At 70.7% G+C, this 23,731-nt stretch carries 19 protein-coding genes; 9 read left to right on the top strand and 10 right to left on the bottom strand.

What is annotated here, in order from left to right; all coding sequences use genetic code 11:
* The first annotated feature begins 11 nt into the window (after positions 1–11).
* Together ACFSDF_RS05895 and ACFSDF_RS05890 are read left to right on the top strand one after the other, a co-directional pair.
* The gene (locus tag ACFSDF_RS05895; protein WP_167001487.1) at positions 12–248 is read left to right on the top strand and encodes a YlcI/YnfO family protein; all 237 of its coding nucleotides are present in this window, start codon (positions 12–14) and stop codon (positions 246–248) included.
* Entirely contained in the window at positions 248–550 is a 303-nt protein-coding gene (locus ACFSDF_RS05890; protein ID WP_167001488.1) for a type II toxin-antitoxin system PemK/MazF family toxin, read from the top strand. The genes ACFSDF_RS05895 and ACFSDF_RS05890 overlap by 1 nt, the downstream gene beginning before the upstream one ends.
* 371 nt (positions 551–921) lie before the next feature.
* Here ACFSDF_RS05890 and ACFSDF_RS05885 read toward each other — a convergent pair whose 3' ends face one another.
* The 6 genes from ACFSDF_RS05885 to ACFSDF_RS05860 form a co-directional block, all read right to left on the bottom strand.
* The gene (locus ACFSDF_RS05885) at positions 922–1,647 is read right to left on the bottom strand and encodes an ABC transporter ATP-binding protein (RefSeq protein WP_167001489.1); all 726 of its coding nucleotides are present in this window, start codon (positions 1,645–1,647) and stop codon (positions 922–924) included.
* Positions 1,644–2,417 carry an ABC transporter ATP-binding protein gene (locus ACFSDF_RS05880; RefSeq protein WP_167001490.1) on the bottom strand — a complete coding sequence of 258 codons (774 nt, stop codon included), beginning with the start codon at positions 2,415–2,417 and terminating at the stop codon, positions 1,644–1,646. Before ACFSDF_RS05880 ends, ACFSDF_RS05885 begins: the two co-directional genes overlap by 4 nt.
* Positions 2,404–4,353: an ABC transporter permease gene (locus tag ACFSDF_RS05875; protein ID WP_167001491.1), complete on the bottom strand. Its 1,950-nt coding sequence runs from the start codon at positions 4,351–4,353 to the stop codon at positions 2,404–2,406. The genes ACFSDF_RS05880 and ACFSDF_RS05875 overlap by 14 nt, the downstream gene beginning before the upstream one ends.
* 48 nt (positions 4,354–4,401) lie before the next feature.
* Entirely contained in the window at positions 4,402–5,646 is a 1,245-nt protein-coding gene (locus tag ACFSDF_RS05870) for an ABC transporter substrate-binding protein (protein WP_167001492.1), read from the bottom strand.
* Positions 5,647–5,748: 102 nt separating this feature from the next.
* Positions 5,749–7,695 carry a GMC family oxidoreductase gene (locus ACFSDF_RS05865; protein WP_167249062.1) on the bottom strand — a complete coding sequence of 649 codons (1,947 nt, stop codon included), beginning with the start codon at positions 7,693–7,695 and terminating at the stop codon, positions 5,749–5,751.
* A complete protein-coding gene (locus tag ACFSDF_RS05860; RefSeq protein WP_377156644.1) occupies positions 7,695–9,248 on the bottom strand; it encodes a long-chain-fatty-acid--CoA ligase in 1,554 nt (517 codons plus the stop codon). The genes ACFSDF_RS05865 and ACFSDF_RS05860 overlap by 1 nt, the downstream gene beginning before the upstream one ends.
* Positions 9,249–9,415: 167 nt before the next feature.
* Here ACFSDF_RS05860 and ACFSDF_RS05855 point away from each other — a divergent pair, with 167 nt between their 5' ends.
* The gene (locus tag ACFSDF_RS05855) at positions 9,416–10,666 is read left to right on the top strand and encodes a TetR/AcrR family transcriptional regulator (protein ID WP_377156642.1); all 1,251 of its coding nucleotides are present in this window, start codon (positions 9,416–9,418) and stop codon (positions 10,664–10,666) included.
* Positions 10,667–10,687: 21 nt separating this feature from the next.
* Positions 10,688–11,323, top strand: a complete 636-nt coding sequence (locus ACFSDF_RS05850) for a TetR/AcrR family transcriptional regulator (RefSeq protein WP_167001496.1) — start codon at positions 10,688–10,690, stop codon at positions 11,321–11,323.
* A gap of 34 nt (positions 11,324–11,357) precedes the next feature.
* Here ACFSDF_RS05850 and ACFSDF_RS05845 read toward each other — a convergent pair whose 3' ends face one another.
* From ACFSDF_RS05845 to ACFSDF_RS05830, 4 genes are all read right to left on the bottom strand, one after another.
* Positions 11,358–13,523, bottom strand: coding sequence for a 3-hydroxyacyl-CoA dehydrogenase NAD-binding domain-containing protein (locus ACFSDF_RS05845; RefSeq protein WP_377156640.1), 2,166 nt, complete (start codon positions 13,521–13,523; stop codon positions 11,358–11,360).
* Positions 13,524–13,525: 2 nt separating this feature from the next.
* On the bottom strand, positions 13,526–14,734 hold the full coding sequence (locus ACFSDF_RS05840) for an acetyl-CoA C-acetyltransferase (protein WP_167001498.1): 1,209 nt from the start codon (positions 14,732–14,734) through the stop codon (positions 13,526–13,528).
* A 48-nt stretch (positions 14,735–14,782) separates the two neighbouring features.
* Entirely contained in the window at positions 14,783–15,931 is a 1,149-nt protein-coding gene (locus ACFSDF_RS05835; protein WP_167001499.1) for an acyl-CoA dehydrogenase family protein, read from the bottom strand.
* Positions 15,932–16,119: 188 nt separating this feature from the next.
* Positions 16,120–16,788, bottom strand: a complete 669-nt coding sequence (locus ACFSDF_RS05830) for a GntR family transcriptional regulator (protein ID WP_167001500.1) — start codon at positions 16,786–16,788, stop codon at positions 16,120–16,122.
* Between the two features lie 168 nt (positions 16,789–16,956).
* On the opposite strand from ACFSDF_RS05830, the gene ACFSDF_RS05825 reads away from it, so the two are divergent.
* From ACFSDF_RS05825 to ACFSDF_RS05805, 5 genes are read left to right on the top strand one after another with little or no spacing between them, the layout of a single operon-like run.
* A complete protein-coding gene (locus tag ACFSDF_RS05825; protein WP_208322826.1) occupies positions 16,957–18,159 on the top strand; it encodes a CaiB/BaiF CoA transferase family protein in 1,203 nt (400 codons plus the stop codon).
* Between the two features lie 26 nt (positions 18,160–18,185).
* Positions 18,186–20,273 carry a hydantoinase/oxoprolinase family protein gene (locus ACFSDF_RS05820; RefSeq protein ID WP_377156637.1) on the top strand — a complete coding sequence of 696 codons (2,088 nt, stop codon included), beginning with the start codon at positions 18,186–18,188 and terminating at the stop codon, positions 20,271–20,273.
* Positions 20,274–20,276: 3 nt separating this feature from the next.
* A complete protein-coding gene (locus tag ACFSDF_RS05815; protein WP_167001502.1) occupies positions 20,277–22,148 on the top strand; it encodes a hydantoinase B/oxoprolinase family protein in 1,872 nt (623 codons plus the stop codon).
* Positions 22,145–22,768 carry an isochorismatase family protein gene (locus tag ACFSDF_RS05810; protein WP_279587723.1) on the top strand — a complete coding sequence of 208 codons (624 nt, stop codon included), beginning with the start codon at positions 22,145–22,147 and terminating at the stop codon, positions 22,766–22,768. Before ACFSDF_RS05815 ends, ACFSDF_RS05810 begins: the two co-directional genes overlap by 4 nt.
* Positions 22,765–23,661 (top strand): hydroxymethylglutaryl-CoA lyase, encoded by an 897-nt coding sequence (locus tag ACFSDF_RS05805; protein WP_377156634.1) that lies wholly within the window; start codon positions 22,765–22,767, stop codon positions 23,659–23,661. The genes ACFSDF_RS05810 and ACFSDF_RS05805 overlap by 4 nt, the downstream gene beginning before the upstream one ends.
* The last annotated feature ends 70 nt before the right edge of the window (positions 23,662–23,731 follow it).

Here is a 23,731-nt window from a genome sequence, read left to right as displayed (position 1 = left end):
ACCGTGTTGGTATGAGCACCCAGATCGCGGTACGCCTGGACGAGGAGCTTGTCGAGTTCGTCGATGCCCTCGTACGCCGCGGCGAGGCGTCTAGTCGTGCAGCGGTGGTCGCTCGGGCACTCGAACGGGAGCGGCGTCGCAAGACCGCAGAGCGCGATGCGGCAATCCTCGCTGCGGCCCGAACGGACGCGGACATGGACGATCTCGCCGAGTTCGCCTCCCGCCTTCCGATGGACGACATCGACTGATGCGTCCGATCCACATGGCGCGTCTCGACAAGGCGCGGCCGGTGTTGATCCTCACCCGCGAGGCCGTGCGGCCCTACCTCACCCGTGTGACCGTCGCTCCGATCACCAGCACCATCCGCGGCTTGTCGACCGAGGTGGAGGTAGGCCCCGTAAACGGACTGGACCACGTCAGCGTCGTGAGCTGCGACAACATCGTGACCGTCCCGGTGGCCTCGGTGGGCCGACAGCTTGGCTTCCTGCTCGACTCCCAGGAGGCCGAGCTGGCGGACGCGGTCCGCGCCGCCTTCGACCTGGACTGGTAGCCAGAAGACTCGATTCCTTGATGACGGGCTGGTTCTCGAGAATGGTGAAAGGTGGGACCCTGTGCGTCCCCCTGGCAGCTACTTCAGTACTGCGCGGGAGGTTAGCAAACTCTCTCCCATCAGAGTCGTCGGATAATCGGGCGCTCTTCGCCAGTGGATCTGAGTCGCGAGGAGTACGCGGAGTACGTCGCCCGGGGTTGGCTGAAGAATTGGCCTCAGGCGAGTCTCACGTTGGATTCATCGTGTACTCGCGTGGTGGGCACGATGTCATCGTCGGCGTCGTCCCCGAGCAGGACTGGTTCTAAGCCCACGGGGCCTGCGCGTCAGCGGGCGATGTCGATGATGGCATGACCTAGTCCGCGCGAACCGTCTCACACGAGGGCGGCTGCCGCCTCGATCTCGTCACCGCCGAAGTACGCCTTGCGCACGGCGTCGCGGTCGGCACGTAGCTCGGCGGCGCTGCCGGAGAGCGCCACCCGGCCGTGGTGGAGGACGACGGCACGGTCGGCTACCGACAGTGCGAGGTCGACGTGCTGCTCCACGAGCAGGACCGCGACCCACGACTCGTCGGCGAGCGCGCGGACGATCGGGAGCAGCTCTTGGACCGCGAGCGGCGCCAGCCCCAGGCTCAGCTCGTCGACGAGCAGCACGCGCGGGCGCGCGAGGAGGGCCTTCGCCAGCGCGAGCATCTGCTGCTCACCGCCCGAGAGCAGCCCGACGCGGCGATTGACCAGAGGCGCCAGCCGCGGAAGCCGGTCCAGCACGGTGTCGAGGTCACGGGCGCGGTGCCGCCGCGCCAGCGAGAGGTTCTCGCGGACGGTGAGGTCGTGAAAGATCGCACGGCTGTCGGGGACGAGAACGACGCCTTCGCGCGCGCTCTTCTCGACCTTCCGGGAGAGGGGACGCCCGAACGCCCGCACCTCGCCGGCAGTCGGGGTCAGCAGACCGACCGCCGTCAGCAGGACCGTGGTCTTGCCCGCGCCGTTCGGCCCGAGCAGCGCGACGACCTCTCCCGCCTTGACCGACAGGTCGAGGTCACGCACGGCAGCCGCGTGCCCGTACCCCGCGGTCACGCCCTTCAGCTCCAACGCGCTCATGCCGCCGGCTCCTCTCCCAGGTAGGCCGCCACGACGGCGGCGTCGCTGCGGATCTCGTCAGGGGGTCCGCACGCGATGACGCGTCCGAAGTCGAGCACGTACACGCGGTCGCAGACGTTGAGCACGAGGTTCATGTCGTGGTCGATGAGGAGCACCGCGCGTCCGGTCGCGGCCATCGTGCGCACGACCTCGCCGAACGCCTCGCTCTCGTCGGTGTCGAGACCGGCCGCGGGCTCGTCGAGGAGGACGACGCTGCTGTCGCCGGCCAGCGCACGCGCGACACCGACGAGTCGTTGACGGCCCAGGCTGAGCTGGTCGGGGAGGCGGCCCGTGTCGTCTGCGAGTCCGAGCATCTCGAGCGTCGGGTCGGTGCCGCCCCGGGCCGACCTGCCGAGGACGTCGGCGAGCAGCCCGCGCCACCCCCGGCGCTGCGTGGCGACGGCGATGTTGTCCGCGACGGTGAGGTCGGCGAACAGCTCACCGGCCTGCCACGTACGGGCGAGCCCGGCGCGGCGCCGTCGGTGCGGAGGGAGGGAGTCGAGCCGGCGGCCGTCGAGGAGCACCTCGCCCACCGACGGGGTGAAACCGGTGACGGCGTCGACCAGCGAGGTCTTGCCGGCGCCGTTCGGACCGATCAGGCCGACGACCTCGCCGCGGGAGATCGTGAGGTCGACGCTGTCGTTCGCCACGACGCCGCCGTAACGGACGGTCAGGTCGCGGACCTCGAACAGCGGGTCCGGGCGGGCCGGTACGGCGTCAGCGGTGGGCACGAGAGCTCCTCAGGTGGATGAGGTGGGCAGATGCCTGGCGGACGCTGCCGGTGATGCCGACGGGGTTCAGCACCGCCGTGACGACCAGGGCGATCGCCGCGATGAGGCTGTAGAGGTGGCCGACGCCGAGCGTGTCGTCGAGGAATGTCGCGACCACCCCGAGCGGGGCGAGCAGCCCGGCGACGACCGCTCCGGCGAGGCTGGTGATGCCCGAGACATAGACGATGCACAGCAGGGTGAGCCCGACGAACACGGTGAAGGACTCCACCGACAGTTGCGAGCGGCTGTAGCCGATGAGGCAGCCGCCGATCCCGGCGAGGAACGCGGAGATCGCGAACCCGAGCAGCTTCGTGCCGGCCACGTCGATGCCGACGGAGGCGGCGGCGCGCTCGTTGGAGCGGATCGCGAGGAACGCGCGGCCCGTGCGACCCCGCATGAGGCGCGCGGTCGCCCAGGTGAGCAGCCCGACGACGACGAGGACCATGAGGGCGAACGACACCGTCGTGAGGTCGGTGCCGCGTCGTACGGAGAGGTCGATGCCGAACACCTTCGGGTCCGAGATGAGGTTGCCCTCGAACGGCGTGAACGCAGGATTGCCGAAGATGAAGGTCTGGATGGCGAGCGCACCCGCCAGCGTCACGACCGCGAGGTGGGCGCCGCGGATGCGCAGCGCGGGGATGCCGACGATGACGCCGAGCAGGGTGGCCGCGAGGGCGGGGACGACGAGCGAGAGGGGGAACGGGACGCCGTACTCTGTCGTCACCCGCGAGAGGACGAACCCGCCCGCACCGGCGAAGGCCATCGCCGCCAGCGAGATCTGGCCGAGGTAGCCGGTCAGCACCACCAGCGACAGCGCGATCAGCATCATGATGATCGACGTCACGACGCCGAACCGCCAGCTGCCCTCGGTGAGCAGGATCGCGGCAACTGCGGCGGCGACCGCGCCGAGCGCAAGCACCGGCCGTGTCCGCGGCGGGCGCACCGCGGGCATCCGCATGGTCTGCATGCGGCCGCGCACCGGGATCTTGCGGCCGAAGACGAACAGGGCGACCATCACGATGAGGAAGGGGACGGTGTCGCCGAACCCCGCTTGCGCCCAAGTGGGCCAGAAGTCGTACGTGCTCATCATCATCAGCAGCGACTGGAAGACGCCGATCCCGAGCCCGGCGGCCGCGGCGACCAGCACCGACCGGAGCCGTGCCAGCAGGGCGGCTGCCAGGCCGGGGAGGACGTAGAACGTGTAGCTGATGGGGTCCAGGCCGATCGTGGGTGAGCCGACGACGGCGACGAGTCCTGTCGCAGCGCCGGTGGCGAACCAGACCAGGGCCGCGAGGCGGTCTGGCGACCAGCCGGTCAGGCGCAGCGCCGTCTCGTCCTCGGCGCTCGCCCGCGTCGCCGTCCCCCAGCGGGTGAACCGGAAGTACGCGGCCAGCGCGAGCGCGACAACGACCGCGAGCGCGAGGACGATCAGGTTCGCGACGGCGACTTGCGCGCCGAGCAGCTCCACCGTGCTGCTCGGAAGGATCGGTGCAGCGACGGCGCCGGTGATGTCGAAGCGCAGCGGCACCAGGCTCACCACCAGCAGCATCACGCCGACCGACGCGACGACCTGGGAGAGGACCGGCGCCGCCCGCAGCGGCCGCATGACCAGCAGGTGCGTGAGCAGGGCGACGATCGCCGAGCTCACGACACCTGCCGTCACCGCGAGCGGCACCGGTGCGGGCCCGTCGGTGAGGGAGACGGACCCGATGGGCAGCACCAGCGTGCCGGTGGTCCCGAGCTCCGCCGCGACCCAGACGCCCCACAGTGCGATCGATCCCTGCGCGAAGTTCAGCACTCCGGTCGCGGCGTGCACGGCGACGAGCGACGACGCGATCACCGCGTACACCGCACCGACGCCGAAGCCGAGCGTCACGAACAGGACGAGCTGGTCCACAGGGGTCTCCTCGCAGGACAGGACGGACGGGTCGCGGCGGTCACGGGATCAGGTCGCGCCGGGGATCTGCGACAGGATCTCCAGCGGCGGCTGGCGGAAGCCCTCGCCGACCGGCGCGATCGTGCCGTCCTTCTCGACGTCGAAGAGGAGCATCTCCGTCGTGCAGTTGGGCGACGTCGCGCTGCCGCAGGTGATGTTCGGGCCAAGGAAGCTCGGGAAGTCCTTCAGCCCCTTGAGCGTCGTCAGCACCGCCTCGCCGGTGATCTCGCCCTCGACGCCGTCGAGCGCCTTCGCGAACGTGACGAACTGCGCGAACTCGCCGTAGGCGTAGTAGCCGCCGCTGCCGTCCTCGACGCCGGTGATCGCGTTCTCCGCGGCCTCGAGGTCAGACTTCACGTCCTCGGGGGCGTGGTCGAGCGAGGCGGGCAGCCACGTCGAGGAGTAGAGCGCGCCACCGGCGGCCTCGGCTGGCGCTGCCTCGATGTAGTCGGTGCACGCGGCGGTGAAGATCGTGCCGTCGTACTGCTGCTGGCGCAGCGCCTGCACGAGCGCGGTGCACGCACCCTCGTTCGGCGAGGCGACGAGTCCGCCGACGGCGGGATCGTCCTTGGCGATCGTCGCGGCGAGCGCGGTGAAGTTGGGGTTGGTCGGGGAGAAGTACACGCCCTTGGCGTCCATCTGCAACGCCCCGGCCAGCGCCGGGAGGAGGGTGTCGATGGTCTGGTGCGACGAAGGCGTGTCCACCAGCGCGAGGGTCACGCTGTCCTTGCCCTGCTCCTTGAACGCCTGCATCGCGCCCACCAGGAACGACGCCTGCGGCGCCGCGAAGAACACGCGGTTCTCGGCCTTCGAGCCGGCCACCGAGTCGAACGGGATCATGCCCACCAGGGGGATCTTGGCGGCGGTCAGCGTCGGGAGCGTCGCGCTCGAGGAGAGGTTGAAGCCGTCCATCACGGCGACGACACCCTCCTCGACGAAGGTGTTGGCGCAGGACTGCGCCTTCTCGGGGGTGGTGTCGGTGTCGCAGGAGATCACCTCCAGCGGACCGCCGTTGATGCCGCCGAGCTCACCGTTGATGTAGTCGACGGCTGCCTCCGCGCCCGTGTCGGCGCCGGGCTGGGGGACTGGTCCGCCAGACGGGTTCAAGAAGCCGACCTTGATCGGCGTGCCGTCAAGGTCCGCCGCGGGGTCCGCGTCGGCTTCGGAGCCGCCGTCGGAGCCGCAGGCGCCGAGGGCGAGGACGGCCGCCGACAGCACGGCCGTGATTCTCAGGGATGCCGCGGTCTTCCGCATGGCGTCCTCCTTAAGGTGTGCGCAAGTGCGCGGTGACAGGGCGGGAAGGTGGAGCCCTCCCGATCGGGGCCCCACGGGTCGGTCGCACAGCAGCAGGGCAGGTCAGAGCCGAGCCGCCAATCGGGTGGCGTTCATGTGGGCGATGGCCTCGATCGAGATCATCGGGTTGACTCCCGACGCGGTGGGGAAGCAGGACGCGTCGGCCACGACGAGGTTGGGGATCTCCCAGCTCGCTCCGTCGGGGTCCAGTGGGCTGGTGTCGGCCGATCCGCCCATGCGGACCGAGCCCATGAGGTGCAGGGCGGCCATCGCGCAGCGGCCGGGGCCGTACCCCGCCGCGTCGCACCGGGCGACGAAGTCCTCGACCGACTCGGAGCCGCGCTGCCAGGTGAAGCCGGCCTGGTGACCGGAGAACATGGTGAGCGCTCCCGCGGACTCGACGATGCGCGCCGCACCGGCCACGCCCTCGCGCAGTCGCTGCTCGTCGCGCCCTGACAGGCGGTAGTGCACGACGGGTTCGCCGTCCTTGCCGACCTTGACCTCGCCGGAGTCCTGGTCGCGGGTGATGACGCCGACTCCGCTGAGGTGGGCGAGGTTCAGCATGCGCTCGCGGTGGGTGTCCGCACCGCGCCAGGACATGAAGGCGACCCCGAGGGCCGGGTTGGTGGCCGCGGTCTCGTAGATGACCCCGTAGCCGGAGCCGTCGAGGTCGGCGTGCTCGTTGGAGTAGCGGGTCTGGATGCCGCCCTCCCACGGACGGACCTCGTCCTCGAACGAGCCCCAGATCGCGGTCGCCGGGTGGAGCCGCAGGTGGCGCCCGATGTTGGGGTTGGTCAGGCCCGAACGGCGCAGCAGCGCCGGAGTCTGGAGGCTGCCGCCCGCGACGACCACGGCGCGGGCCCGGACGACGACCGGGTGGCCGTCGGCGGTGGCGCCCTCGACGCCCGTCGCGAGGTCGCCCGCGCGCGTCACCGTACGGACGTCGACACCGGTGAACAGCCGCGCTCCGGCCTGCTCGGCGTCGACGAGCCACGTCTTGGCCGTCGACTGCTTGGCGCCGAGCCGGCAGCCCATCCCGCAGCGGCCGCACTCGACCCCGTTGTCGCAGCCCTTGACGTTGCGTGGCATCTCGTCGACGTGCCAGCCCAGCCGGGTCAGTCCGCGCTCGAGGATGACGTCCCGCGAGGAGATGGCGTTGTGGTTCTGGTTGACGCCGAGACGGTCCCAGACCGCGTCGAGCGAGCGTGCGTACTCGTCGGTCGCGAACTGGGGCACGCCGAGGCCGGCCCACTCCTCGCGCACGTGGTCGGGCGTACGGAACGACGTCGTGTAGTTGACGACCGTGCCGCCACCGAGGCACTGCGCCGACAGGATGCTGAGCTGGCCCTCGGCGGTGCCGACCGGTCCGGGGGCGTAGAGCGTGGTGAGCCCGTTGAGCTCGCCGCCGTCGAAGTCGCCGTCGTCGTAGTAGGCGCCCTTCTCGATCACCACCACGTCGTGGCCGGCGGCTGCCAGGACCGCGGCCGCGACGCCGCCCCCCGCGCCGGACCCGACGACGACCACGTCGCACTCGAGCGTGACGGCGCGGTCAGGGGTGGTCGGCGAGAGCGGCGGAGGGGCGGCGTCGGTCCGGTGACCGAGAGGGCCGGGATAGCCCATCGCGTCCCACAACGGCGAGCGGCCGGTCGGTCCTGGAGCGAGGTAGTAGCCGAGTGTCGCGGCGCCCTTGAGCGCCTGGAACAGCGCGCGCTTCTGCGGCAGTCGCGAGTCGGACATCGCGATCAGCGCGCGCTCACGCTTGTCCTGGCTCGCTCGCGAGAAGCGTCGCGGGCCGATGCCGAGCGCGAGCCCGAACGCGGGGGAGTCCCACAGCCCGAGGAGGCGGGCGAGCTGCTCCGACTCCGCCTTGCGCGGGTTGTGCATCGCCATGCCCTCGACGATCGCGACGGCGCCGAGCGCACTCGCGGACGGGATCTCGCCTCCGTCACCGGGTGCGAAGGTGTCGCAGATCGCGGTCAGGGCTGCGCGCTGCTTGGCGGTGAGCTCCATCAGTCGACCTCGCTCCGCAGCGCGGTCTTGAGGACCTTGCCGCCGGCGTTGCGCGGCAGCTCGTCGACGAGGACGAGGCGCTTGGGGAGCTTGAAGCGGGCGAGGCGGTCCTCGAGGAACGCGCTCAGCGCGTCCAGCTCGAGGGCGGCACCCTCGCGCTGCACGACGACCGCGACCGGGATCTCGCCCCAGGTGTCGTCGGGACGACCGATCACAGCCGCCTCGACGACGTCGGGGTGCGAGTAGAGCGCGTTCTCGACCTCGGCGCAGTAGACGTTCTCGCCGCCGGTGATGATCATGTCCTTCTTGCGGTCCACCACCCAGACGAACCCCTCCTCGTCCTGGCGCACGAGGTCGCCGGAGTGGAACCAGCCGCCGTGGAAGGCCGCCTCGGTGGCCTCGGGCTTGTTCCAGTAGCCGCGGCTGACCGTGGGCCCGCGGTAGACGATCTCGCCGACGTCGCCGCGGGGGACGTCGTTCATCTCGTCGTCGACGACGCGGTACTGGATGGTCGGGATCGGCTTGCCGACCGACCCGAGCTTGCGGATCGAGTCGTCGCCGCTGAGGACGCACGTGATCGGTGAGGTCTCGGTCTGGCCGAACACGGCGACGTTGACCGCGTCGGGGAAGGTCTCCGCCATGGTCCGCAGGAGCGTCTCCGAGGCCGGGGCGGCCCCCCAGCTGATGATGCGCAGCGCGAGCTTGCGGTCCTTGATGTCCGGCAGCGCACAGATCGCCTGCCACTGCTGCGGGACGTTGAACACCAGCGTCGCGCCCTCGCGCTCCCACGCGTCGACGACCTCGGCGGGGTTGAACGCCCCGAGCGGGTGGATCACGGTCGGGATGCCGAGGAGCAGGTTCGCGACCATCGACCCCAGACCCGCGATGTGGAAGAACGGGGCGGTGAGGAACGCGACGTCGGACTCGTCACCCATCAGGTTCGCGCGGATGCAGGTGAGCGCCTGGAGCTGCATGTTGCGGTGCGACAGCATCGCGCCCTTGGGGTGCCCGGTGGTCCCCGACGTGTAGATGATGAGCGCCGTCGCATCCTCGGGAACGTCGCCGAGCTCGGCCGTATCGCCCTCGGCCACCAGGGACTCGTACGAGGTGAAGCCGTCGGCGTCACCGAAGCAGATCCGCGTCTGGAGCCGGTCGGTGAGCTGGGCGACCGCGCCGACGAGGGGTGCGAGGAGCTGGTCGACGAGGATCACGGTCGCTCCCGAGTCCTCGACGATGTAGCGCACCTCGTCGGGGGCGAGCCGGAAGTTCACCGGCACCGCGATCGCGCCGAGGCTGTTGATCGCGAGGACGGCCTCGACGAACTCGCTGTGGTTGAGGGTCAGCAGCAGCACGCGGTCGCCGGGCTCGACACCGCGGCGGGCCAGTGCGCCGGCCGTGGCCAGAGAACCCTCGTGGAGCTGGCGCCAGGTCGTGTCGACGCCGCGGTGCCGCAGAGCGGTCGCCTCGGGACGGGTCTCGGCGTGGCCGGCGACCTGCGCCATCCAGTGGTTGCGGAACGTCCACGCGGGGGCGGTGGTCGGCGGGTGGGTCATGGCGCTGGCCTTCCGTGCGGCGATGCTGCGGATGACCCGGAAGCATGCCCCAGATAGCAGGCGTTGGCAAGGCCTCTTGTTAACGGGGACTCACATTTTTGTTAGCGGCGACCCACCCGCCGCGGGACGTGGTTAACTTGCTGCCACCCGAGGGGCAGGAGGAGACGATGGCCGCACCGGTCGTGCCGCCGGCACGGCGTCCGCGCAACCGCAAGGCGCTCATCCTCGCCGCCGCCTCGCGCGAGTTCGCCGATCGCGGCTACCACGCCGTCGGCATGGAGGACATCGCGCTCGCCGTGGGCATCTCCGGCCCGGCGCTCTACCGCCACTTCCCCAGCAAGTACGCGCTGTTCGCCCAGTGCGCGAGCTCGCTCGCGGCCGAGCTCCTCGACGCCTGGGCCCCGGCTCCGGTCGGCGTCGACCTCGCTGACGCCGACGCCGCTCGCCGGCACCTGGACGACGTCCTCGCCACCCTCGTACGGACGACGTTGCGCAACCGGAGGACCGGGCGGATCTATCAGTGGGAGGGTCGCTACCTCGAGCCCGAGGACCGGGCCGAGGTCCGGGCGCTGTACGACGAGATGGTCGGCCGCGTCGCCGGGCTCGTGCGCGCGATGCGCCCCGAGGCGGGCGAGAGCGACATCGACCTCGCGGCCACCGGCGCGTTGGCCGTGGTCGCCAGCCTCACGGCCCACCACACGTCGGCGCCCGTACGCCGGACCACGGCAGTGATCTCGGATGCCGCCGTGCGGGTCGCTCTTCGGCCACCCCCGGGCGACACGCGAGCTGACGAGCCGGCAGCGCAGGGCGTGAGCGAGCCGATCGTGAGCCCGCCGCGAGAGCCCGAGACCCGGCGCGACCAGGTGCTCGACGCGGCGGTGCGGCTGTTCCACTCCGAAGGGTTCGCCGAGACGACCGTGGAGGCGATCGCGGTCGAGGCGGGGCTCACGCCGTCCGGCTTCTACCGGCACTTCACCAGCAAGGCCGACGTCCTGCTCGCCGCGTGCCTGCTCGCCTCGGACCACCTCGATGCGACCGTGGCCGCAGCGGGCGTACGGGGCTCGCCGCCCTCGCTCGCGCTCTGGCGCCTGACCCGCGCGTACGTCTCCCACTCGTTCGCGCACAAGGAGCAGATGTCGGTCTACTCCTCCGACGTCGCGAGCCTCCCTGCTGCGGGGCAGGCGCGACTCCGGGCGCTTCAGCGCGAGCACGTGGTGCTCTGGTCGGACCTCCTGGTCGCTGCCCGGCCGGGGGTCGAGGCCGTCGAGGCCCGGTTCCTGGTGCACGCCGCGATCGGGACCGTGACCGACCTCGGTCGACGGGTGCGCTGGAAGAACGACGACGCGACCCAGGAGCGGGTGCACGACCTCGTCCTCGGCGTCCTCGGTGTTGAAGGAGAGCCGCCTCGCCAAAATTGAATCTGTGTTAGATTCTTGCCCGTGACGGAGCAGACGGGCGCGCGGGGTCGGTCGGGTACGACCCGTCCTCTCCCGAAGTCCCATCGGACCAGGGAGCGGATCCTCGATGCCGCCGCGCGGGTGCTCAGCCGCAAAGGTTACGCCGGCACGCGACTGCAGGACGTCGCCGCCGAAGCAGGTCTCCAGGCGCCGGCGATCTACTACTACTTCGGCTCTCGCGACGCGTTGATCGCCGAGGTGATGTACGTGGGTGCCCACCGCGTCCGCGGGCACGTCTCCGACGTGCTGGCCGCGCTCCCCGAGGGCACCGGCGCGATGGACAAGATCCTCGCCGCGATCGAGGCGCATCTACGCTACGAGCTCTTGATCAGCGACTACACGACGGCCTCCGTCCGCAACGCTGGGCAGGTGCCGGTGGAGGTCCGAGAGCGCTCCGCCGCCGAGGAGGCCGCGTACAGCCACATGTGGCGCGACCTCTTCGAGGCCGCCATCGCCGCCGACGCTCTGCGTCCGGACCTCGATCCGAACCTCGCCCGCTTCCTCATCCTCGGTGCGATGAACTGGGCGGCAGAGTGGTGGGACCCCGGGCATCGCACGCTCGACGACCTCGTGAAGGCCACCCAGGAGCTCGTGCTCGGAGGGATCGGCCGGCACTGACCGCGTGCCGGCCGACCCCTCGCCGTGAGCCACGTCAGACCAGGACGGTGCCAGCCTCGGCCGCCGCGACCAGCGACGCCGGTGGCTCGAACCGCGGGCCGTACGCCGCGGCGAGCGCGCGCGCACGAGCGACGAACCCGGCAGTCCCTCCCTCGTACTGCGCGATGTAGTGGAGCACCCCGCCCGTCCACGGCGGGAACCCGATGCCGAGCAGCGAGCCCACGTCGGCGTCCTCGACCGAGGTGAGCACTCCGTCGCCGAGGCAGCGCACCGCGTCGATCGCCTCGGCGAACAGCATCCGCTCCTGCAGGTCGATGAGCGGCACCTCGACGGAGCCGGACGCGAACGCCTCGCGCAGCCCGGGCCAGATGCTGGTCCGGCGTCCGTCCTCGTCGTACGCGTAGAACCCGCCCCCGGTCGACCGGCCGCGCCGGTCGAGCTCGCCGATCATGCGATCGAGGACGGCGTCGGCACCGTGCGGCTGCCACGTGCCGCCCTCGGCCTCGACCGCGGCCCGCGTCTCCTGGCGGATCTTGTGGGTCAGCGTCAGCGTGAGCTCATCGAGGAGCTGGAGCGGCCCTGCCGGATAGCCCGCCTGCAGCGCAGCCTGCTCGATCGTCGACGGTTCGACGCCCTCTCCGACCGCGGCGACCGCCTCGTTGATGAAGGTGCCGATCACGCGCGAGGTGAAGAACCCTCGCTGGTCGTTGACGACGATCGGGGTCTTGCGGATCTGGCGGACGAAGTCGAACGTCCTGGCGAGCGTCGCGTCCGAGGTCTTGGCGCCGCGCACGATCTCGACCAGCGGCATCTTGTCCACCGGGGAGAAGAAGTGGATGCCGATGAAGTCCTCCGGCCTCGTGACGCCCTCGGCGAGCGTCGAGATCGGGAGCGTCGAGGTGTTGGAGCCGAGCACCGCGTCGGGAAGGACGACAGGCTCGACCCGGGAGAAGACCTCCTGCTTCACCGGGACCGACTCGAACACGGCCTCGACGACGAGATCGGCGCCGGCCAGGTCCGCGACGTCGCCGGTCGGCGTGATCCGCGCGAGCAAGGCGCCCGACTTCGCGATCTCGGTGCGCCCGCGTGCGAGCGCCTTCGCCTCCAGCTTCTCGGCGTACCCCTTGCCGCGGGTCGCCGCGTCGAGGCTGACGTCGGCGAGGACGACGTCGATGCCCGCCTTCGCGGCCACGTACGCGATCCCCGCGCCCATCATCCCGGCCCCGATCACGCCGAGCCGGCGGACCTCGGACGGGGGATGGCCCTCGGGCCGGCTGGCCCCGGCGTCGACGCGCTGCTTGGCGAAGAACGTGTGGATCATGTTCTTGCTGACCTGGCCGCTGGTGAGGCTGACGAGATAGCGCGTCTCGATCAACGTCGCGGTGTCCACGTCGACGTACGCGCCCTCGACCGCGGCGGCGAGCGCAGCACGCGGGGCGGGCATCGGGGCGCCCTTGAGCTGGCGGCGAAGCAGAGCAGCCATCGCGGGCAGCGTCGCGGCGATCGACGGACTCGTCGGACCGCCGCCGGGGATCGTGAAGCCCTTGCGGTCCCAGGGCTGCGTGGCGTCGGGGTTGGCCGCGATCCAGGCGCGAGCGCGGGGGAGGAGCTCCGACGGACTGCTCACGAGCTCGTCGACCAGTCCGAGCTCGTGCGCCTTGGCCGCGGAGAGCCGCGCACCGCTGAGGATGACCTCCGTCAGTGCCGTCTGCAGACCGAGCATGCGGACCGTGCGCGTGATGCCCCCGCCCGCGGGGATGAGCCCGAAGGTCACCTCGGGCGTGCCGAGGCGCAGGTCGGGGGCGTCGACGGCGATGCGGTGGTGCGTCGCGAGGGCGACCTCGAGCCCACCGCCGAGGGCGGTGCCGTTGATCGCGGCGACCACGGGACGACCGAGCGTCTCGAGACGGCGCATCAGCGCCTTGATGGCGTCGACGTGAGCGGTCCGTACGGGGGCGTCTTCGGGCGAGCCCTGCTGGAGCAGTCGCAGATCGCCTCCGGCGAAGAACGTGAGCTTGGCACTGGTCAGGACGACGCCCGTGATCGTGTCCCGCTCCTGCTCGAGGCGTTCGACCGCGCGGGCGTACGAGGAGACCCAGACGTCGTTCATCGTGTTCACGCGCTGCGTGGGGTCGTCCATCGTGAGGACGACGACGCCGTCGGCGCCCTTGTCCCAGCGGATGCCTTCGATGGTGGTCATGGTCAGAGCCTTTCGATGATGGTGGCGACGCCCATCCCGGCGCCGACGCACAAGGTGACGAGGCCGTACCGGGCGTCGCGCCGCTCGAGCTCGTCCAGGACGGTGCCGAGGATCATCGCGCCGGTCGCCCCGAGCGGGTGGCCCATCGCGATCGCGCCACCGTTGACGTTCACCTTCTCCGGGGGGAGCTGGAGGTCGTCGATCCACTTGAGGACGACCGAGGCGAACGCCTCGTTGAGCTCGAAGAGGTCGATGTCGTCGACGGTGAGCCCGGCGCGGTCGAGCACCTTGCGGGTCGCCGGGGTCGGGCCGGTGAGCATGATCGTCGGCTCGCTGCCGACGGCCGCCGACGCCACGACGCGACCGCGCGGCGTGAGCCCCATCGCCGCGCCCGCGGCCTGACTGCCGAGGAGGACGAGCGCCGCTCCGTCGACGATCCCGGAGGAGTTGCCGGCGGTGTGGACGTGCTCGATCCGCTCGACCGCGTGGTACTTCTGAAGCGCCACGGCGTCGAAGCCCGCCTGGGCCCCGAGGCCGGCGAACGCTGGCCGCAGCCGTGCCAGCGACTCCGCCGTCGCGTCGGGGCGCCGGTGCTCGTCCTGGTCGAGCACGAGGACACCGTTCATGTCGCGGACCGGGACGATCGACCGCTTGAAGTAGCCGTTGGTCCAAGCGTGCTCGGCACGCCGCTGCGACTCCAGCGCGAAGGCGTCGACGTCCTCGCGCGAGTAGCCGTGGATCGTCGCGATCAGGTCGGCGCCGATGCCCTGGGGGACGAAGTAGGCGTCGTAGGAGGTCGACGGGTCCTGGGCGTACGCGCCGCCGTCGCTGCCCATCGGGACGCGCGACATCGACTCGACGCCGCCGGCGATCACCATCGCGTCGCCGGAGGCGATCTTGGCCGCCGCGGTGTTCACGGCCTCGAGCCCGGAGGCGCAGAAGCGGTTGAGCTGGACGCCGGGCACGCTCTCGGGGAGACCGGAGACGAGCACGGCGGTGCGGGAGATCACGCCGCCCTGCTCGCCGACGGGCGAGACCACGCCGAGGACCACGTCGTCGATGCGCTCGAGGTCGAGGCCTGGGTTGCGCTCAGGCAGCTCGTCGAGCAGCCCGACGACGAGGTCGACGGGCTTGGTCGCGTGCAGGGCGCCGCCGCGGTTCTTGCCGCGCGGGGTACGGAGGGTGTCGTAGATGTAGGCGGTCTCGGTCATGGCGAGGTCCTTCGGCTGTGGGTCAGGTGGGTCTCGATGAGGAGGAGGTCACAGGCCCAGGCCGCGGCCGACGATCTCCTTCATGATCTCGGTCGTGCCGCCGTAGATCGTCGTGATCCGGGCGTCCTCGTAGTCGCGGGCGATCCGGTACTCGCGCATGTAGCCGTAGCCGCCGTGCAGCTGCAGGCAGCGGTTGACGATGCGGACGTGCTGCTCGGTGCACCACCACTTCGCGGCGGCGGCGTCCTCGGCCGTCAGGTCCCCGGTGACGTGACGGCGCACCATCTCGTCGAGGTATGCGCGGCTCACCTGGAGCTCGGTCGCGATCTCGGCGAGCACGAAGCGGGTGTTCTGGAAGCTGCCGATCGGCTTCCCGAACGCCTGGCGCTCCTTCACGTAGGCGAGGGTCCGTTCGAACGACCCCTCGGCAGCGGCGACCGAGCCAGCGGCGATCGAGATGCGCTCCTGCGGGAGGTTGCGGACCAGTCCGAGGAAGCCTGCACCCTCCGCCCCAAGCAAGTTGGCGGCCGGCACGCGGACGTCCTCGAACGACAGCTCGCTCGTGTCCTGCGCGTGCAGACCGATCTTCTCGAGGTTGCGACCGCGCGTGAAGCCGGGCGTGCCGTCCTCGATCACGAGCAGGCTCAGCCCGCCGTGCCGATCGTCGGAGGTGCGGACCGCCGTGGCGACGAGATCGGCGTTCTGGCCGTTCGAGATGAACGTCTTCGCCCCGTTGACGACGTACTCGTCGCCGTCGCGCACCGCGCGGGTACGGATGCCGGCGAGATCGCTGCCGGTGCCCGGCTCGGTCATCGCGATCGCCGTCACGAGCTCGCCGCGGGCGATGCCGGGCAGCCAGCGGGCCTTCTGCTCGTCGTTGGTCAGGTCGGTGAAGTAGGGGAAGACGATGTCGTTCTGGAGGGCGACGCACCCCATGCCGCTGCTCACCGGGTTGCGGGCGATCTCCTCGCCCATGATGGCGTTGAAGCGGAAGTCGTCGACTCCGCCTCCGCCGTACTCCTCAGGGATCGCGAACCCGAGGATGCCGTCGGCCGCGGCGGCGGTGAAGAGCTCGCGGTCGACCTTGCCCTCGGCCTCCCACCGCTCGGCGTGGGGGACGACGTGCTTCTCGATGAAGGCCGCAACGGTCTCCCGGAAGGCTTCGTGGTCCGCGTCGTACAGCGTGCGGCGGGTCATCGGCGCGCCTCTCTTTCCGTGATGGACACAGCCTCGTGGCCCGCCTCGGCGGACCTGTCACAAGGACGGTAGCGGCGGCGCAATGGTTTTTACAAGAGATTAGAAAAACCAGATTGAGATGAGGGCAGCACAAGGTTCCCGCCGTGACGGGGATCGGCCGTGATTCGTACGGAGGGAAGAAAACGCGGTCAGGCGTCCGAGGTGGGAGCGGCGGGCAGGCGGTCTCGGATCGAGACCCAGCCGTGCCGGATGTGCGCGCGCATCGCCGACTCCGCCCAGTCGGGGTCGCCGGCACGCAGGGCGGCGACGACCTCGCAGTGCTGGTCGAGGCTGCGCTGCAATGACTCCGCCGTGTAGTGCGCGAAGGTGTTGTGGACGAGGGGGACGTGGACGAGCGATGCGAGCAGCGGACCGAGGCGAGCCCGCCCCGCCGCGTCGACGATCGCCGCGTGGAAGCGGTTGTTGAGCGCGGTGACGGCGTCGAGGTCGTGCTCCTCGGCGGCACGCTGCATCGCTTCGGCGAGCGCGGACAGTTCGGCGATGTCGAGCGAGTCCGAGGTGGCCGCTCGCCGGGCGCCGTACGCCTCGAGCATGCCGCGGATCTCGAAGATCTCCTCGACGTCGTCGACGCTCCAGCTCTGCACCTGGACGCCGCGGTGACGCTCGTGTCGCACCAGCCCGTCGGCGGCGAGGCGTCGCAGGGCCTCGCGTACGGGGGTGCGGCTGACCCCCAGCTCCTTGGCGAGGTCTTCCTCGCGCAGCCACTCACCGCCCAGGCGGCGTCCGGACAGGATCTGCGTGCGGATGGCCTCGTACGTCCGGTCGGCGTTGGCACCGGAGTCTGTTCTCCTCGTCATGACTCGCGGAGCATAGCAGCGAGGTTTCGCAGATTGCATACAACTCTGTTGGCCTGACGAGATCCTTGACCGGAGTCGCGCTGCAACCCTAGTGTCGCTGGCATTCAGTGCCTCGCGCACTCGCTCGATTTTCTACGAGTTGTATACGAACCTTGGGAGGTTCTTCGCGTGACGGATCTTGCCGCGCCGCTGTCCGACGTCCGTGTGATCGAGATGGGTCAGCTCCTCGCAGGCCCCTTCTGCGGACAGCTCCTCGGAGACTTCGGTGCAGACGTCATCAAGGTCGAGGACCCCGGCAAGGGCGACCCGATGAGGCAGTGGGGTCGGGAGAAGCCGCACGGGCTCTCGCTGTGGTGGCCCGTCGTCGCGCGCAACAAGCGCTCCGTCACCGCCAACCTCCGTGACGCTCGCGGCCAGGAGATCGTCCGCGAGCTGGTCGCCCGGGCGGACGTCCTCGTCGAGAACTTCAGGCCGGGCACGCTCGAGCGCTGGGGGCTCTCTCCTGAGGCCCTGTGGGAGATCAACCCGAGGCTCGTCGTGACCCGGGTGACCGGCTTCGGTCAGACGGGCCCGTACGCCGAGCGTGCGGGGTACGGGTCGATCGGCGAGGCCATGGGCGGCATCCGCTACGTGACCGGCGATCCCGACAAGCCCCCAGCCCGTACCGGCGTCTCGCTCGGCGACTCCCTTGCCGCGACGTTCGCCTGCGTCGGCACGCTCGTCGCGCTGCACGCCCGCGAGCGGACGGGGCGTGGTCAGGTCGTGGACGCCGCGATCTACGAGTCGGTTCTCGCGCTGATGGAGTCGATGGTCCCCGAGTGGCAGATCGCCGGCTACCAGCGCGAGCGCACCGGCACCGTGCTCCCCAACGTCTCGCCCAGCAACGTCTATCCGACGCGCGACGGCGACGCCGTGCTCATCGCCGCCAACCAGGACACGGTCTTCCGTCGGCTCGCCACGGTGATGGAGCGCCCCGAGCTCGCCGACGACGCGCGCTACGCGACCCACGGCTCTCGTGGCGCGTCGATGGACGAGCTCGACGACATCATCGCGACGTGGACAGCCGGGATCGATGCCGACGACCTCCTCGAGCGCCTCAACCAGGGCGGCGTTCCTGCGGGCCGGATCTATCGGGCGCGCGACATGCTCGACGATCCCCACTTCGCCGCACGAGAGGCGATCGTGCGGCTCAAGCACGACACGCTCGGCGAGTTCGCCGTCCAGAACGTCGCGCCGAAGCTCTCGGGCACGCCAGGCTCCGTACGCCATCTCGGTCCAGAGCTCGGCGAGCACAACGACGACGTCTACCGAGGCCTGCTCGGCATGGACGAAGACCGGCTGACCACGCTGCGCGACGCCGGCGTGGTCTGACGACCGACTGATCCCAAGGAGGGCACATGACATACCGGCTCGGTGTGGACGTCGGGGGCACGTTCACCGACATCCTGCTCGTCGACGAACGCTCGGGGGAGACCTATCGCGCGAAGACACCGTCGACCCCGCACGACCAGTCCATCGGCGTCCTCAAGGGCATCGGCCAGGTCTGTGAGACCGCCGGCATCGGTCTCGACCAGGTCGGCGACGTCATGCACGGCACGACGGTGGCCACCAACGCGATCCTCGAGGGCAAGGGTGCGCGGGTCGGGCTCGTGACCACCCGCGGCTTCCGGCAGGTGCTCCAGATCGCGCGGTCGTTCGTCCCCGGGGGGCTGGCCGGCTGGATCATCTGGCCGAAGCCCGAGCCGCTCGCCGCGCTGGAGGACACCGTCGAGGTCGTGGGGAGGATCGCCAGCGACGGCTCCGTCGTCGAGGATCTCGACGAGGCCGACGTACGCCGAGCCCTGAAGTCGCTCGCGGCCCAGGGAGTCGAGGCGCTGAGCATCAGCCTCATCAACTCCTACGCCAACCCCGACCACGAGCGGCGCGTCGCGAAGATCGCCGCCGAGGTTCTCGGCGACCTCACCATCTCGGTGTCGTCGTCGGTCCTCCCCGAGCTGCGCGAGTACGAGCGCACGCTGACCACGGTCGCCAACGCCTACGTCCAGCCGAGCGTCGCCCGCTACACCGCCAACCTCGGCGACCAGCTGTCGGCCGCCGGGGTCGACGGCAACCTCTACATCCTGCGCAGCGACGGTGGTCTCACCTCGGCCGCAGCCGCCGCCGACAACCCCGTCTCGCTGCTCCTCTCGGGTCCGGCCGGCGGCGTCACCGGCGCAGCCTGGGTCGCCGAGCAGGCCGGGTTCACCGACTTCATGACCTTCGACATGGGCGGCACCTCGACCGATGTCGCGCTCGTCCAGGACCGCACGCCCCGGATCGGTCGCGAGACCAAGGTCGGTGACCTCACCGTCCGTGCCACGTCGGTCGACGTCCGTACGGTCGGTGCCGGCGGCGGCTCCATCGCCCACGTGCCCGCCCTCACCCAGGCGCTGCGGGTCGGGCCGCAGTCCGCGGGCGCCGTACCCGGCCCGGCCGCGTACGGACAGGGCGGCGCCGACCCGACCGTCACCGATGCCAACGTCGTCCTCGGCTATCTCCCGACGTCGCTCGCCGGCGGCGAGGTGACCCTCGACCGCGACGCCGCCACGACGGCCGTGCAGACGATCGTCGACGCGACCGACCTCGCCAGCGTCGAGGAGGCCGCCGAGGGGATCGTCGACATCGTCAACGAGAACATGCTCGGCGCCCTGCGGCTCGTGTCGGTCCAGCAAGGCTTCGACCCGCGCGACTTCGCGCTCGTCGCATTCGGCGGTGCCGGCCCGCTGCACGCCAACGCCCTCGGCCGCCTCACCGGAGCGTGGCCGGTCATCATCCCGCCGTCGCCGGGGGTTCTGTGCGCGTACGGGGACGCGACGACGAGCATGCGCGACGAGGCCGTCCGGACCCTCATGCGCCCGTTCTCGGCGCTCGACGACGACAGCCTGCGCGACGTGCTCTCTGAGCTCGCCGAGGACGCGCGCGCCTCCCTGCTGCGCGACGGTCTCGACGAGGACGCCCTCACGCTCACGTACGCGGCCGACCTCCGCTACCACGGGCAGGGCTTCGAGATCCCGGTCGAGATCGACCTGCACGCCTTCGACAGGAGCGGCGGCGGCCTCGACGCGCTGCGTGCCGCCTTCGATGCCGAGCACGAACGGCTGTTCTCGTTCCTGCTCGGCAACGAGCACGAGATCGTCACGGTCCGTGCGACCGCGACAGGCCCCCGGCCGGCGGTGAGCGCCCCCACGCTCACCGCCGGTGACGGCGACCCGTCGGCGGCACGCACGGCGACGCAACGCATCTGGGTGGACGGAGGCCCGGCCGACGCCGGCCTCTTCCAGCGCGACCTGCTCCGCGCAGGCGACGTCGTCGTAGGACCTGCGGTCGTCGTCGAGATGGACTCGACGACGCTCGTCCTCCCCGGCCACGCCGCGACGGTCCACCCCAGCGGCAGCCTCCTCATCCGACCCATCGACGACAGCGCCGGCGCCGGCGTGGAGGGCTGAGACATGGCACAGATCATCCAGACCGCGACCGAGCCGCTGCCTGCGGTGGACGTTGACGTCATCACGCTCGACCTCGTCGAGAACGCGCTGCGCAATGCGCGGTACGAGATGGACGAGGTGCTGTTCCGTACGGCGCTGTCTCCGGGCATCCGCGAGCAGCACGACGAGTTCCCGCTGATCGGTGACCCCGACGGCAAGATGGTCGTCGGCCAGTTCGGGCTGTCGATCCCCGACTTCCTCGAGAACTTCGACGGCACCATCGAGGAGGGCGACGTCCTCCTGACCTCCGACCCATACTCGTGCGGAGCCGCGATCAGCCACGCCAACGACTGGCTGATCGTGATGCCCATCTACTTCGAGGGACGCATCGTCGGGTGGTCGTCGATGTTCGGGCACATGTCCGACGTCGGGGGCAAGACTCCCGCGTCGATGCCGACCGATGCGCGCACGATCTATGAGGAGGGTGTGGTCATCCCGCCCTTCAAGCTCTACAAGAAGGGTGTGCTCGACGAAGACGCGCTGCGGATCATCCTCAACCAGGTCCGCAAGCCCGACTGGAACCGCGCGGACCTCAACGGGCTCGTCGCCGCATGCCGGACCGCCGGCCGTCGGGTCCAGGAGCTGTGCGCGCGCTTCGGCGCCGACACCTACACCTCCGCACTCGACGCGCTGCTCGACCGCAACTACCGCGCGATGAAGGCGCTGCTGCAGATGGTGTTCAAGGACGGCGAGACGCTGTCGTTCACCGACTACATCTGCGACGACGGCGTCGGCTACGGCCCGTACGAGCTCAAGCTCAGTCTCACCCGCAACGGCGACAAGGTTCTTCTCGACTTCACCGGGAGCAGTCCGCAGGCGCAGGGCCCGATCAACTACTTCATCAACGAGAACCTCGTCCGGATGTTCTTCGGGATCTACATGATCACGGTCGCGGACCCCCAGATCCTCTGGAACGACGGCTTCTATCCGCTGGTCGACGTCGAGATCCCCGAGGACTCGTTCTGGAAGCCGAAGTTCCCCGCGGCGCTCAACGCCCGCAACCACGGCATCGGGCGCGTCTTCGACCTGTTCGGCGGCCTGCTCGGCCAGACCAACCCCGACCTGCTCAATGCCGCAGGCTTCTCGTCGTCCCCGCACTTCATGTACTCGGGGAACTACAGCGAGGGCGAGCGCAAGGGCGAGTGGTTCCAGCTGTACTCGATCGGCTTCGGCGGCATCCCCGGCCGCCCGATCGGCGACGGTCCGGACGGACACTCGCTCTGGCCGTCGTTCGTCAACATCCCCTGCGAGTACCTCGAGTCGTACTACCCGCTGAGGGTCGAGGCGTGGGAGACCGTCGCCGACACCGGAGGTGCGGGCCTGCACCGTGGCGGCAACGGGGTCGACGTCGCGTACCGATTCCTCGAGCCCGGGACGATCGCGATTCACGACGACCGCTGGCTGACATACCCGTGGGGCGTCAACGGCGGTGCTCCCGGCGCGCGTGGCCGCAAGTGGCTCGAGCGCGCGGACGGCACCCGCGAGGTCCTGCCGAGCAAGGTCCACGACGTGCCGGTCGCGCGTGGCGACCTCTTGCACTTCGTCACATGGGGTGGCGGTGGGTGGGGCGACCCGCTCGCCCGTGATCCCGAGCTGGTCGGTCTCGAGGTGCGCCGCGGCCTCGTGAGCGCCGAGGGCGCCCGCCGCTTCGGGGTGGTGTGCGACGACTCGGGCGCTCTTGACGCCAACGCGACCGACGCGCTGCGCGCGGAGCTGATCGCGGATCGTCCGGACGTGCTCCCGACCTTCGACGCCGGTCCACCGCTGGAGGAGATTCTCGCCCGCTGCGAGGAGGAGACCGGCCTCCCCGCCCCCAAGCCGCCGGTGGCCCTGTGAGTCCGCTCCCCGCGGACGCGTTCCCGCCGGCGCTGGGCGTCGACCTTCCCCCGGGTCGACGCCCGGCGCTGGTGATGGTCGACCTCGTACGGGCGTACTTCGACCCGGACTCGGCGCTGTGCCTGCCCTCCGACACCGTGCTCGGACCGGCGAGCCGCGTGCTGGGCGCAGCGCGTGCGGCCCGCGTCCCGGTGCTGCACACCCGCGTCGCGTACGACACGAGCGGTGCCGACGGGGGCGTCTTCGTCCGCAAGCTGCCCGTGCTGCAAGGCTTCGCCGGTGGCGGGCCGGGTGCCGAGATCGTCGATGCCGTCGCCCCGGCGCCCGGCGAGCCGGTGATCGTCAAGCAGTACGCGAGCGCGTTCTTCGGGACGTCGCTGTCGTCCACGCTCGCCTCGCTCGGCGTCGACACGCTGCTTGTCGCGGGTGTCTCGACGAGCGGATGCGTCCGTGCGACGGCCGTCGACGCGCTGCAGCACGGTCTGATCCCGATAGTGGTCCGCGACGCGGTCGCCGATCGTGCCAGCGGCCCGCACGAGGCCAACCTGTACGACCTGCAGGCGAAGTATGCCCAGGTGGTCTCGGTGGACCGGGCCATCGCCTATCTGGAGGACCTGTGACGAGCGTCGAGATCTGCGAGGTCTCTCCGCGGGACGGGCTGCAGAACGAGTCGGTCGTGCTCGCAACCGACGTCAAGGTTGCGCTGATCGAGCGGGCGATCGCGGCCGGAGCACGGCGCATCGAGGCGGTGAGCTTCGTCCACCCCGGGCGCGTGCCGCAGATGGCCGACGCGGAGGCGGTGATGGCCTCCGTCCCTCGTACGGACGATGTCGCGTACCTCGGGCTGGTGATGAACCGGCGCGGGCTGGAGCGCGCGCTCGCCGCTGCAGTCGACGAGGTCAATGTCGTCGTGGTCGCCTCGGACACGTTCTGCCAGCGCAACCAGGGCACGACCACGGCCCAGGCGTGCGAGGCCGCGGCCGAGATCGTGGCCGACGCGCGCGCCGCCGGGCTCGCGACCAGCATCACGATCGGCGCGTCCTTCGGATGCCCGTTCGAGGGCGAGGTCCCCGCTGAGCGCCTCGACGACGTGATCGCCCGTGTCGTCGACGCCGGACCCGACGAGATCGCGCTCGCCGACACGATCGGAGTCGCCGTCCCCGCGGCGGTGTCCGATCGCCTCGCGCTCCTCGGACGCCGGGCACCGGCGAGCACGAGGCGTCGGCTCCACCTTCACGACACCCGCAACACCGGCGTCGCCAACGCGGTCGCGGGCGTCGCTGCGGGAGTCCACGTGCTCGACGCCAGCATCGGCGGCGTCGGAGGCTGCCCGTTCGCGCCGAACGCGACCGGCAACGTCGCGACCGAGGACCTCGTCTACACGTTCGCACGCTCGGGCGTCTCGACCGGCCTCAACCTCGAGACGCTCATCGACGCGGCCGGCTGGCTGCAGGACGAGATCGGACGGCGCCTGCCGAGTGCGCTCCTGCACGCGGGGCCTTTCCCCGCGTAGCCGCGCGCGCCGTCGAAGACAGGGGCTCGTCCGAAAGTGGCGTACGCCGTACTAGTACGGCGTACGCCAC

Source organism: Mumia zhuanghuii, from assembly GCF_042681565.1.
Taxonomy (GTDB): Bacteria; Actinomycetota; Actinomycetes; order Propionibacteriales; family Nocardioidaceae; genus Mumia.
This window is presented reverse-complemented; position numbering and strand designations above follow the sequence as displayed.